This window comes from Amycolatopsis sp. NPDC114505, assembly GCF_055633615.1.
On record NZ_JBVKDV010000003.1, the window covers coordinates 183,590 to 196,201 of the forward strand.

The following is a 12,612-nucleotide window of genomic DNA, read 5'->3' on the forward strand; positions in this document are numbered from 1 at the left end:
GCCGTACCGGAAAGGAACCAGAAGTGTCAGCAGACCCTCTCGTCGTGGGCGTCGACTTCGGCACGCTCTCGGGGCGTGCGGTGGTCGTGCGCGTGGCCGACGGCGCCGAGCTGGGCAGCGCGGTCTTCGAGTACCCGCACGGTGTGCTCGACGAGACGTTGCCCGCGTCCGGCCGCGCGCTGCCACCGGACTGGGCGCTGCAGGTGCCCGCGGACTACGTCGGCGTGCTCCGCACCGCCGTCCCCGCCGCGCTCGCCGATGCGGGGGCGGACCCGGCAGCCGTCGTGGGCATCGCGACCGACTTCACCGCGTGCACCATGGTCCCGACGACCGCCGACGGCACGCCGCTGTGCGAGCTGCCCGAGTTCGAAGCCGAGCCGCACGCCTACGTCAAGCTGTGGAAGCACCACTCGGCCCAGCCGCAGGCGGTCCGGATCAACGAGCTGGCCCGCGCTCGCGGCGAGAAGTGGCTGCCGCGCTACGGCGGCCTGATCTCCTCGGAGTGGGAGTTCGCCAAGGGCCTCGAGCTGTTCGAAGAGGCCCCGGACGTCTACGCCGCGATGCGGCACTGGGTCGAGGCGGCCGACTGGATCGTCTGGCAGCTGACCGGGGTGTACGTCCGCAACGCGTGCACGGCCGGGTACAAGGGCATCCTGCAGGACGGCCAGTACCCGAGCCGCGACTTCCTCCACGAGCTGGCGCCGGGCTTCGAGTCCTTCGTCGCCGACAAGCTCGAACACCCCTTGGGCCAGCTGGGTTCCCGCGCCGGTTCGCTGTCCGCCGAAGCCGCGGAATGGACCGGACTGCCGGAGGGCATCGCGGTCGCCGTCGGCAACGTCGACGCCCACGTCACCGCACCCGCGGCGAACGCCGTCGAACCCGGCCAGATGGTCGCGATCATGGGCACCTCGACGTGCCACGTGATGAACGGCGCCGAGCTGCACGAGGTCCCCGGCATGTGCGGGGTCGTCGACGGCGGGATCGTCGCCGGGCTGTGGGGCTACGAAGCCGGGCAGAGCGGGGTCGGCGACATCTTCGGCTGGTTCGCCGAGCACTTCGCCCACGACAGCCACGAGGAGCTCACCCGGCTCGCCGCCCAGCAGGAGATCGGTGAACACGGGCTCGTCGCGCTGGACTGGCACAGCGGCAACCGGTCGGTGCTCGTCGACCACGAGCTGTCCGGCGTCGTCGTCGGGCAAACCCTCGCGACCCGCGCCGAAGACGTCTACCGCGCGCTGCTGGAGGCCACGGCGTTCGGCACCCGCAAGATCATCGAAACGTTCAACGCCGCCGGCGTCCCGGTCACCGAGCTGATCATCGCGGGCGGCCTGGCGAAGAACGCGCTGCTCATGCAGATCTACGCCGACGTCACGAACCTGCCGCTGTCGGTCATCGGCTCGGAGCAGGGGCCCGCGCTCGGGTCGGCCATCCACGCGGCCGTCGCCGCCGGGGCCCACCCGGACATCCGCGCGGCCGCCGCCGCGATGGGCTCGGTGCAGCGCGCGGTGTACCAGCCGGTGCCCGCGCACGTCGCCGCCTACGGCGAGCTGTACGCCGAGTACACGACGCTGCACGACTACTTCGGCCGTGGCGCCAACGATGTCATGCACCGGCTCGCGGCCCGCCGCCGAGCCGTGGCGAAAGGACGGTCCTGATGTCGCTGACCGGTGAAGTCCTCGACACCGTCGCGGAGCTGCGGGAGACCGTGGCGAACCTGCACGGTGAGCTGACCCGCAACGCGCTGGTCATCTGGACCGCGGGCAACGTCTCGGCCCGGGTGCCCGGGCGCGAGCTGATGGTGATCAAACCGTCGGGGGTGTCCTACGACGACCTGTCCGCCGACACCATGGTGGTCACCGACCTGTACGGCGAACTGGTGCACGGTGACCTGGCGCCGTCGTCGGACACCGCCGCGCACGCCTACGTCTACCGGCACCTGCCCGAGATCGGCGGCGTCGTGCACACGCACTCGACCTACGCCACGGCGTGGGCGGCCCGTGGTGAGCCGATCCCGTGCGTGCTCACGATGATGGCCGACGAGTTCGGCGGCCCGGTCCCGGTCGGGCCGTTCGCGCTGATCGGCGACGACTCGATCGGCCGCGGCATCGTCGAGACGCTGCGCACCAGCCGGTCCAAGGCCGTGCTGATGCGCAACCACGGCCCGTTCACCGTCGGCCGGACCGCCCGCGACGCGGTCAAGGCCGCGGTGATGGTCGAGGACGTCGCCCGCACCGTGCACAAGGCCTTCGAGCTCGGCAGGCCCGCACCCCTCCCACCCGAGGACGTCGACCGGCTCTACGCCCGGTACCAGAACGTCTACGGCCAGCACTGAACCGCTTCCAGGAGAAACGATGACCCGCGCGTCGAAACCCCAGCTCTGGTTCCTCACCGGGAGCCAGGCCCTCTACGGCGAGGAGACCCTCGAACAGGTCGCCGGCCAGTCCCTGCGCATCCAGCAGCTCCTGGCCGCCGCCGGCGGGCTCCCGGCCGAGATCGTCGGCAAGCCGGTGCTGACCGAGGCTTCGTCGATCCGGCGGGTCCTGCAGGAAGCCAACGCCGACGCCGCCTGCGTCGGTGTCATCGCGTGGATGCACACCTTCTCGCCCGCGAAGATGTGGATCACCGGGCTGGACGCGCTGCGCAAGCCGCTGCTGCACCTGCACACCCAGCTCAACGAAGCCCTGCCGTGGTCCACCATCGACATGGACTTCATGAACCTCAACCAGGCCGCCCACGGCGACCGCGAGTTCGGGTTCATCCAGACCCGCCTCGGCGTGCCGCGCAAGACGGTCGCCGGGCACGTCTCCGACCCGGTCGTCGTCGCGCGGATCGACGCGTGGGCGCGCGCCGCGATCGGCGCCGACCACCTGCGCAACCTCCGGCTGGCCCGGTTCGGCGACAACATGCGCGACGTCGCCGTCACCGAGGGGGACAAGGTCGAGGCCGAGCTGCGGTTCGGCGTCTCGGTCAACACCTACGGCGTGAACGACCTGGTCGAACTGGTCGATCAGGTGTCTGATGTAGATGGTCTGGTGGCCCAGTACGAGCAGGATTACAACGTTGTCGCGGAGCTGGGCGCCGGGGGAGCGCGGCACGACTCGCTGCGGTACGCGGCCCGGATCGAAGCCGGGATGCGGAAGTTCCTGACCGATGGCGGGTTCGGCGCGTTCACCACGAACTTCGAGGACCTCGGCGGCCTGCGCCAGCTGCCCGGCCTCGCCGTGCAGCGGCTGATGGCCGACGGCTACGGCTTCGGCGGCGAGGGCGACTGGAAGACCTCCGCGCTGCTCGCCGCGGTCAAGGCGATGGGCGTCGGTGTCGACTGGGGCACCTCGTTCATGGAGGACTACACCTACCACTTCGGGCCGGGCACGCCGAAGATCCTCGGCGCGCACATGCTGGAGGTCTGCCCGAGCATCGCCGCCGCGAAGCCGTCCTGCGAGATCCACCCGCTGGGCATCGGCGGCCGCGAAGACCCGGTCCGGCTCGTGTTCGACGCCCAGCCGGGCCCCGGGGTCACCCTCGGCCTGGTCGACCTCGGCGACCGGTTCCGGCTCGTCGCCAACGAGATCGAGGTCGTCGTACCCGACGAGCCGCTGCCCAACCTGCCGGTCGCGCGGGCGGTGTGGGAGCCGGCGCCGTCGCTGTCGACGTCGGCCGAGTCGTGGATCACCGCGGGCGGCCCGCACCACACCGTGCTCACCCAGGCCGTGGGCACCGAAACCCTTCGCGACTTCGCGAACCTGCTCGGCGTCGAGCTGCTGGTGATCGACAAGGACACCACGCCGCACGGCTTCGCCGACCGCATCCGCTGGAACCAGGCGTACCACCGCCTGGCCGTCGGTTTCTGACACAGGCTTCTGAGAAAGGAAGAAGGAACAATGAAGTTCACCAGAACACTCGCGGGGATCGCCGCCGCGGGACTCGTGCTGACGCTGTCCGCGTGCGGCTCGAGCCAGAAAACCGCCGACCAGACGGCGGCTCCCGGCGCCGCGAGCGCGGCGGGCGGCCTGGTCGGCGTCACCATGCCGACGAAGTCGTCGGAACGCTGGATCCACGACGGCGACAACATCAAGTCGGCGCTGGAGAAGCTCGGCTACAAGGTCGACCTGCAGTACGCCGAGAACGACATCCCGACGCAGGTCAACCAGATCGAGAACCAGATCACCAAGGGCGCGAAGCTCCTGGTCATCGCCTCGATCGACGGCACCGCCATCACCACCCAGCTGCAGGAGGCGGCGGACAAGAAGATCCCGGTCATCGCCTACGACCGGCTGATCCGCAACTCGCCCAACGTCGACTACTACGCCACCTTCGACAACTTCAAGGTCGGCGTCGAGCAGGCGAACTCGCTGGTCAAGGGCCTCGGCGACGGCCCGGGACCGTTCAACATCGAGCTGTTCGCCGGTTCGCCGGACGACAACAACGCCACGTTCTTCTTCAACGGCGCGATGTCCGTCCTCAAGCCGCTGATGGACAGCGGCAAGCTGGTCGTCAAGAGCGGGCAGACCGACTTCGCCCGCGCGGCCATCCTGCGCTGGGACCCGGCCACCGCGCAGCGGCGCATGGAGGACCTGCTCACCAAGACCTACACCGGTGGTGCGAAGGTCGCGGGCGTGCTTTCGCCGTACGACGGCCTGTCGATCGGCATCCTCTCGGCGCTGAAGAGCAACGGCTACGGCACCGCCGGCCAGCCGTACGCGATCGTCACCGGGCAGGACGCCGAGGTCGCCTCGGTCAAGTCCATCATCGCCGGTGAGCAGTACTCGACGATCTTCAAGGACACCCGCATCCTCGCCGACACCACGGTGAAGATGGCCGACGCGGTGCTCAAGGGCGGCAAGCCCGAGGTCAACAACACCAAGGACTACGACAACGGCAAGAAGGTCGTCCCCTCGTACCTGCTGCAGCCGGTCACCGTGGACAAGGCCAACTACCAGAAGGAACTGGTCGACTCGGGCTACTACACGGCAGGTCAGCTGAAATGACCGAACTGCTCGGCATGCGCGGGATCACCAAGACCTTTCCCGGGGTGAAGGCGCTGTCGGACGTCACGCTGTCGGTGAACAGCGGCGAGATCCATGCGATCTGCGGCGAGAACGGCGCCGGGAAGTCCACCTTGATGAAGGTGCTTTCCGGTGTCTACCCGCACGGGACGTACGACGGTGAAATCCACTTCGACGGGCAGCGGTGCGAGTTCGGTTCGGTGCGCGACAGCGAGCGGCGCGGAATCGTGATCATCCACCAGGAGCTCGCGCTGTGCGGGCAGCTTTCCATCGCCGAGAACATCTTCCTCGGCAACGAACGCGACAAGCGGGGCTGGATCGACTGGAACCGGACCAACCACGAGGCCGGCGCGCTGCTGCAGCGCGTCGGCCTCGCCGAAAACCCGACCAGGGCGGTGCAGGAGATCGGGGTCGGCAAGCAGCAGCTCGTCGAGATCGCGAAGGCGCTGTCGAAGGACGTCAAGCTGCTCATCCTCGACGAGCCGACCGCGGCGCTCAACGACGACGACTCGGCGCACCTGCTCGACCTGCTGCGCGGGCTGCGTGACGAAGGCGTCACGTGCGTGATCATCTCGCACAAGCTCGGCGAGGTGACCGCGATCGCCGACACCGTCACGATCCTGCGTGACGGCAAGACGATCGAAACGCTCGACGCCGAAGGGCTGACGGAGGAGCGGATCATCACCGGCATGGTGGGGCGCGACCTCGAGCACCGGTTCCCGCCCCGGGAACCCGACATCGGCGAGGAGGTGCTGCGGATCGAGGACTGGACGGTCTACAGCCCCAACCAGGCCGACTGGCTCGTGGTCGACCACGCCAACCTCACCCTGCGGCGCGGCGAGATCGTCGGGCTCGCCGGGCTGATGGGCGCGGGCCGCACCGAGCTCGCGATGAGCGTGTTCGGCCGGTCCTACGGCAAGAACATCTCCGGCCGGATCCTCAAGCACGGCGAGGAGATCGACGTCCGCTCGGTGCGCGACGCCGTCCGCCACGGCATCGCGTACGCCACCGAAGACCGCAAGCGCTACGGGCTCAACCTGATCGAGGACATCCAGCGCAACGTGTCCGCGGCCGGGCTCGGCAAGCTCGCCAGGCGCGGCTGGGTCGACGAGCACGCCGAGCACGACACGGCCGTCGGGTTCCGCCGGAACCTCTCGATCAAGGCGCCGTCCGTGCGCAGCGTGACCGGGAAGCTCTCCGGCGGCAACCAGCAGAAGGTCGTGCTGGCCAAGTGGATCTTCACCGACCCGGACGTGCTGATCCTCGACGAGCCGACCCGCGGCATCGACGTCGGCGCGAAGTTCGAGATCTACACGATCATCAACGAGCTGGCCGCGCAGGGGAAGGCCGTGCTGGTCATCTCCTCCGAGCTGCCGGAGCTGCTCGGGCTCTGCGACCGGATCTACGCGTTGTCGGCGGGCCGGATCACCGGCGAGGCGACCCGCGAACAAGCCACCCAGGAACTGCTGATGCAGTACATGACCAAGGAACGGCAATGACCACGACCGAAGCGCGGCCCGCCGCGCCCCCGGCCGAGCGCTCGGCCCGGCGGATCTCGATCAACCCGCGCCAGAGCGGCATCTACGTCGCGTTCGCGTTGATCGTGGTGCTGTTCGAGGTGCTCACCGGCGGCGCGCTGCTGGAACCGCAGAACATCTCCAACATCATCGTGCAGAACTCCTACGTGCTGATCCTGGCGATCGGGATGATCCTGGTGATCATCTCGGGGCACATCGACCTGTCCGCCGGGTCGGTGGTGGCGATGACCGGCGCGGTGTCGGCGGTGCTGATGGTGAACTGGCACCTGCCGTGGTTCCTGGCGGTGCTGATCACCCTCGTCGTCGGCGCGGTGATCGGTGCCTGGCAGGGGTACTGGGTCGCGTACTTCGGGATCCCGGCGTTCATCGTGACGCTGGCGGGGATGCTCGCGTTCCGCGCGCTGACCCTGACGGTGCTGGGAAACCAGGGCATCGGCCCGTTCCCGGACGCGATCCGCACCCTGTCCAACGGCTTCACCGACGGCTACCTCGGCAACATCGGCCTCGGGCCGTTGGGTGGCGCCGACCTGGTGTCCCTGCTGGCCGGCGTCGTCGCGGTGGCCGGGATCGCGTTCACCCAGTGGCGCAAGCGTTCGGCGCGGCTGGGCTACGGCCAGGACGTCGACCCGTTCCCGGTGTTCGTGCTCAAGATCGTCGGGATCGCGGTGCTGGTGCTCGCCCTGGTGGTGCAGCTGGCCCGGTTCAAGAACCTGCCGTGGGTGCTGATCCTGCTGGCGGTGCTGGTGCTCGGCTACTCGCTGGTGGCCGGCAAGTCGGTGTTCGGCCGGCACATCTACGCCGTCGGCGGCAACCTGCAGGCCGCGACGCTGTCCGGCGTCAAGGTCAAGTCGGTGACGTTCTGGATCTTCGTCAACATGGGCGTGCTGGCGGCGCTGGCGGGAATCATCTTCGCGGGCCGGTTGAACCAGGCGGGCCCGACGGCGGGCGTCAACTTCGAGCTGGACGCGATCGCGGCGGCGTTCATCGGCGGCGCGGCGGTCCAGGGCGGCGTCGGCAAGGTGGTCGGCGCGATCACCGGCGGCCTGATCATGGCGGTGATCAACAACGGGATGTCCCTGATCGGCGCCCCGAGCGAGCGGGTGATGCTGGTGAAGGGCGTCGTCCTGCTGGCGGCGGTGGCGTACGACATCTGGACGAAACGCCGCGCGGCTTCCTGAGTCGTTCGTCGAAAAGGGGCTTTCCGCCATTGCGGGGAAAGCCCCTTTTCGAAGTTCTCGAAGTGCTTGACCGGGCGGTAACGGGACGTCCATAGTGCTGGTGAATCCCTCACCGGTGGAGGACCCATCCCATGCACAAAGCCGTGCGTTCGCTCGTGGTTTCCTTGACTGTGGCCGCTTCCGTGGCCATCTCGGCCGGTGTCGCTTCGGCGGCGACGTGGTCGTCTTCGGACAAATGGGCGACCTGGTCCAACGGCGGGTACACCGTCCGCAACGACGTCTGGGGCAGTGGTGCCGGCCCGCAGACCATCTGGGCGAATTCGTATTCCAACTGGGGTGTCTGGTCGAACCAGCCGAATACCGGCGGGGTGAAGTCGTACCCGCATTCGGCGAAGAACGTCGGCAAGAAGCTCAGCGCGTTGAGCCGCGTGTCCAGCAGTTTCACCGTCACCCGTCCGGGCAGCGGTGCCTATGAGACCGCCTACGACATCTGGGCGGACAACAACGCCTACGAAACCATGCTGTGGATGAACAGGCAGGGCGCGGTCGGCCCGCTGGGCACGAAACAGAACACGGCGACGGTCGGCGGCCACACCTGGGACGTCTACAAAGGATCGAACGGTTCGAACGCGGTCTTCTCGTTCGTGCGCACCTCGAACACCAACGCGGGCACGGTCGACGTCCTGGCCGTGCTGAACTGGATCCGTGCCCGCGGATGGTTCGGCGACGTGACGCTCGGCGAAGTCCAGTTCGGCTTCGAGATCACCTCGTCCGCCGGTGGACTGGACTTCGCCGCGAACAGCTATTCCGTCACCACGTCCTGACCTACTGGTTGCAGCGCTTGCCGGTGTTGATGCAGTTGACCGCCTGGTTCATCAGCCGCTGGCCCATGACGTTGGCGAAGTCGTCGTGGTCCGACCGCGGGTTGTGGCTCTCCTGCGGGAACGCGTCCACTTTGTACTGGCCCTTGACCTGGATGTCGTGCGGGATGTCGTAGACCAGCTTGATCACCAGCTGCGGCACGTTCTTGAACCCCTGCGGGCACTTGCCCTGCTGGTCGGCGAACACGATGTGCGTGCGGTGGTTGGCGCTGTCGATGTTCTTGCCGTCCCAGCAGTTCGGGAAGGCGTGGATGCGCTCGACCCGGCTGTTCTGCGGGCAGATCGGGTAGTGGTCGGTCAGCCGGTCTTCGAAGCCCGTGCAGGTCCAGCTGGGCCGGGCGTTCGCCGGGCCGTTGGTGCTCTGCTTGGCGTCGCCGTAGAGGATGCGGAGGAACTGCGGCATCGCGACGACCTTGTTCGCGCCGCCGCTGGTGAACGTGATCGTCGCCGAGCGGACGCGCTGGATCTCGCCGTCGTTGCCGGCGACCTCGTTCTGGTCGTTGACGCCGGGCAGCTCGGCGGGCTGGCCGGTGCTGTTCTGGCCGCCGTTGTCGAGCCCGCCCTGGCCGTTCTGCTTGAGCACGCACGCCGCGAGCCCGCCCAGGTTCGTCGGCTTCGCCGCCCGGCGGCCGATGGCGATCGCGATGCGGTCGATCGTCGCGGCGCGCTTGTCCTTCAGCGGTCCCACGACGGCGTTCTGGATGTCCTGCGGGGTCTTCAGGTCGCCCTTGGCGATCCGGGCGTTGGCTTCGTCGATCTGCTTGTCGAGCAGGTCGAGGTTGCGGTTCACCTCGTCCATGGCCTGGTCGGGGACGTCGGGGAGCTTGCTCGCGACGTCCGGGCAGTCGACCTGGCTGCTGGCCTTGTCGTTGGCGCTCCCAGCGCGGTCCGGCTGCGTGGCAGGCGGGTTCGCGGCCTCTTCTTCGCCGGTGTCGATGCGCACGACGGGCCAGAAGTACGCGGACTTGTCACCGTTCTTGCAGGTGGTACCGGCCTTCGAAAGGCTCTTGTTGTTCGAGTCGGCGTTGGTGGAGAGGTTGCCGACGTAGTCGTGCAGGTGCTGGGCGCCGTTCTTGATGCCCGGCTGCGCGATGAAGTTGTCGGGGTTGAAGTGCTGGTTCTCGTTGCGGCCGCAGTTCACGGTGAACGTGCCGCGCGCGCCCTTCTGCTGCAACGCTTTGTTCACGTTAACACCGGCGGGAACCTTCGCGATGTCGAGGAAGAACGACGCGTCCGCGGGGTCGGCGCTGGCTTCGCCGGTGCGTCCGGCCGTGGTCGCGACGACGATGCCGCCGACCGCGAGCGCCAGTGCGAGACCGCCGGTCGCGATCTTGGTGCGGCGGGAGATGCGATGTCTGCCCGTGACGGGGGATGTTTTCCGGGGCATGGTCACCTTCTTCGGTTTTCCGGGCGCGACGGAGTCGATCTGCGTGCCCGGTGGGGAGACGCGCGGAACCCGGGGGAGTGCCCCGCGTCCGGTGGCACTGGTTCCGGCACTGGCAGAAACGGACGCGAGCGCCGGCCGGTTCACCGCCGTTATCGTTTCGTTATTTATGGAAAGTGAAGGAAGTTCACGTCTGCGGGTGTGATCGTTAACATCGGCGGCATGCCCGTGGACGACGCAGGTCCCCTCCGCTCACCGGTCCGGCGGGGCACGCTCGGTGTGATCGCCTCGGGAACCGCGGCGTCGGGGCCGGTCCTGAACGGCTTGCGTGTCGCCGCGCGCGAGCACGGGTACGTCCTCGTCGTCTTCGGCGTGCCGGGGCGCGGCCGGGCCGCGGTGCCCGCCGCCGTGGCCGGCCTGCTGCTGCAGGGCGTGTCGGGGATCGTGGTGCTCGACCCGCACCTCGCCGCCGACCTGCCCCCGGTCGACGGCGTACCGCTGGTGCCGGCGGCGTCGGCCGACCAGTACGAAGGCGCCCGAAGGGCCACCGAGCACCTGCTGGACCTCGGCCACCCGACGGTCTGGCACCTCGGCGGCCCCGAAGACGGCCCGATCGCCCGCGCCCGCGAGCGAGGCTGGCGCGAAACCCTCGAGCACCGCGGCGTGGAGGTCCCGCCGGTGGTCCGCGGCGACTGGTCCGCCCGGTCCGGCTACCGCGCCGGTCAGTCGCTGGCGGTCGAACCGGGAGTGGGCGCGGTGTTCTCGGCCAACGACCACATGGCGCTCGGCCTGCTGTCGGCGTTCACGGAGGCAGGGATGCGAGTCCCGCGCGACGCGCACGTGGTCGGTTTCGACGACGTCCCGGAGGCGGCCTACTTCGAACCCCCGCTGACAACGGTCCGCCAGGACTTCGTGGCGGCGGGCCGCCAGACGGTCGCGGCGCTCGCGGCCCGCATCGACGGGGTCGCGACGCCGGTGCGGGAGGTGGTCGTGGCGGAGTTGGTGGTGCGGGAGAGTAGCCGCTGCCTGCGTGCGGGTTAGAGCGTGCGGTCTGATGTGGACATCGTGTGGCGCGGGTCGTTCAGTAGCTCGCGTTCCTCGCCATCGAGGTGGTCGCGACGCCGGTGCGGGCGACCGTGGAGGCCGAGTTGGTGGTGCGGGAGAGTAGCCGCTGCCTGCGTGCGGGTTAGAGCGTGCGGTCCGATGTGGACATCGTGCGGCGCGGGTCGTTCAGCAGCTCGCGTTCCTCGCCATCGACGGGGCGGGGAGTGCAGCCGCTGCCTGCGCGCGGGCCGAGCCGCACGGAGGCAGCGGCGCGCGTCACCGGGTGAGCGGCAGTGCTGCCATCCCGCGCAGCGCCGGGTTCCGGCGCCGCTCCGCCGGGCCCCCGAGCCGCAAGCTCGGGAAGCGCTTCCCGAGTTGTTCGAGCAGGACGGTCATCTCGAGCCGGGCGACGGCCGCGCCGAGGCACAGGTGCAGGCCGTGGCCGAAGAACAGCCCCCGGCCTGCGTCGCGCGTGATGTCGAACCGGTCCGGGTCCGGGAACCGCGCGGGGTCCCGGTTCGCCGCGCCGTTGAGCACGACGACCAGCTCCCCGGTCGCGACTCGCGCGCCGTCGAGCGCGGCCGGGCGGGCGGCCGCGCGCTGGCTCATCTGGGCCGCGCCGTCCCACCGCAGGATCTCCTCGGCCGCCCCGGCCGCCAGCCCGGGATCGCCCGCGAGCAGGGCGAACTGATCCGGATGGGTCAGCAGGGCGTGGATCCCGTTGCCCAGCGCGCCGGCGGTGGTCTCGTACCCGCCGCCGAACAACACGACGAGCGAATTGAGCACGTCCTCGACCGGCATCGGTTCCGCGTCGGCGGCGGGGCGCGTCAGCAGCGCGGACGTCAGGTCGTCACCGGGATCCGCCCGCCGCAGCGCGATGAGCTCCGTGAAGTAGGCGCGGAACTCGACGGCGGCCGCGTCGACCTCGGCGCGCAGGTCCGCCGGCATCGCCGGGTCCACCTGCTTGCCGATCAGGTCGGTGACGCCGCGGAGCCGGTCGTGGTCGGCTTCCGGCACGCCGACCAGTCCGCCGATCACCGCCATCCCGAGCGGGTAGAGCGCGGTGCCGACGAACTCCGCGGCGCTGCCGTCCGCCGTGGCGTCGGCGAACCGGTCCAGCACCCGGTCGACGGCCCGGCGGACCGTGGGCTCCAGTTCCTGCACGCGCCGGACGGTGAAGTCCCGCATGAGCAACCGGCGCTCGCGCGTGTGGTCCGGCGGGTTCTTCCACGGCAGGAGCGCGGCCAGCAGCGCCATGGCCGGGTTGTCGCGCCAGCCCGGCGTGTGCCGGTCGCGCCACTGTGCGTCCAGCACGAGGAAGGTTTCGCCGTCGGCGAGCACCGCCTGGCAGTCGGCGAACCGGCTGAGCACCCAGCCGCCGAACACTTCGCTGCGGAAGATCGGCGTTTCTTCGCGGAGCTTCGCGTAGATCGGGTACGGGTCGGCGAGCCCGGCCGGGGCGGACAGGGACAGCAAGGCTTCGTCGGCGGCTGCGGACATGGTGCTCCCTCCAGTGGCGAACCGGTTCCCGAAGTCTTCTCCTGGCTCCCGCGCCGGGGCAGGGGTGCGGACCCCGCTTCA

Annotated in this window: 10 protein-coding genes; 8 read left to right on the top strand and 2 right to left on the bottom strand. The window is 69.5% G+C overall.

Going from position 1 to position 12,612, the window contains the following annotated elements:
• Positions 1-23: 23 nt before the first annotated feature.
• The 7 genes from araB to ACZ7OU_RS30230 all read left to right on the top strand — a co-directional run bounded on the left by araB (position 24) and on the right by ACZ7OU_RS30230 (position 8,546).
• Entirely contained in the window at positions 24-1,655 is a 1,632-nt protein-coding gene (araB, locus tag ACZ7OU_RS30200) for a ribulokinase (protein ID WP_470257800.1), read from the top strand.
• Positions 1,655-2,332, top strand: a complete 678-nt coding sequence (locus ACZ7OU_RS30205; protein WP_470257801.1) for an L-ribulose-5-phosphate 4-epimerase — start codon at positions 1,655-1,657, stop codon at positions 2,330-2,332. Before araB ends, ACZ7OU_RS30205 begins: the two co-directional genes overlap by 1 nt.
• Positions 2,333-2,351: 19 nt before the next feature.
• Positions 2,352-3,851 (top strand): L-arabinose isomerase, encoded by a 1,500-nt coding sequence (araA, locus tag ACZ7OU_RS30210; RefSeq protein WP_470243821.1) that lies wholly within the window; start codon positions 2,352-2,354, stop codon positions 3,849-3,851.
• 30 nt (positions 3,852-3,881) lie between these two features.
• Positions 3,882-4,988 carry a multiple monosaccharide ABC transporter substrate-binding protein gene (gene chvE, locus ACZ7OU_RS30215; protein WP_470257802.1) on the top strand — a complete coding sequence of 369 codons (1,107 nt, stop codon included), beginning with the start codon at positions 3,882-3,884 and terminating at the stop codon, positions 4,986-4,988.
• Positions 4,985-6,505, top strand: coding sequence for a multiple monosaccharide ABC transporter ATP-binding protein (gene mmsA, locus ACZ7OU_RS30220; protein ID WP_470257803.1), 1,521 nt, complete (start codon positions 4,985-4,987; stop codon positions 6,503-6,505). The genes chvE and mmsA overlap by 4 nt, the downstream gene beginning before the upstream one ends.
• Positions 6,502-7,722 (top strand): multiple monosaccharide ABC transporter permease, encoded by a 1,221-nt coding sequence (gene mmsB, locus ACZ7OU_RS30225; RefSeq protein ID WP_470243824.1) that lies wholly within the window; start codon positions 6,502-6,504, stop codon positions 7,720-7,722. Before mmsA ends, mmsB begins: the two co-directional genes overlap by 4 nt.
• 131 nt (positions 7,723-7,853) lie before the next feature.
• A complete protein-coding gene (locus tag ACZ7OU_RS30230; protein ID WP_470257804.1) occupies positions 7,854-8,546 on the top strand; it encodes a glycoside hydrolase family 12 protein in 693 nt (230 codons plus the stop codon).
• 1 nt (position 8,547) lies between these two features.
• Here the strand turns inward: ACZ7OU_RS30230 and ACZ7OU_RS30235 are convergent, their stop codons facing one another.
• Positions 8,548-9,990: a DUF1996 domain-containing protein gene (locus tag ACZ7OU_RS30235; RefSeq protein ID WP_470243826.1), complete on the bottom strand. Its 1,443-nt coding sequence runs from the start codon at positions 9,988-9,990 to the stop codon at positions 8,548-8,550.
• A gap of 219 nt (positions 9,991-10,209) precedes the next feature.
• Here ACZ7OU_RS30235 and ACZ7OU_RS30240 point away from each other — a divergent pair, with 219 nt between their 5' ends.
• Positions 10,210-11,028: a substrate-binding domain-containing protein gene (locus tag ACZ7OU_RS30240; RefSeq protein ID WP_470257805.1), complete on the top strand. Its 819-nt coding sequence runs from the start codon at positions 10,210-10,212 to the stop codon at positions 11,026-11,028.
• Positions 11,029-11,307: 279 nt separating this feature from the next.
• On the opposite strand, the gene ACZ7OU_RS30245 is transcribed toward ACZ7OU_RS30240, so the two are convergent.
• On the bottom strand, positions 11,308-12,531 hold the full coding sequence (locus ACZ7OU_RS30245) for a cytochrome P450 (RefSeq protein WP_470257806.1): 1,224 nt from the start codon (positions 12,529-12,531) through the stop codon (positions 11,308-11,310).
• Positions 12,532-12,612 lie beyond the last annotated feature (81 nt).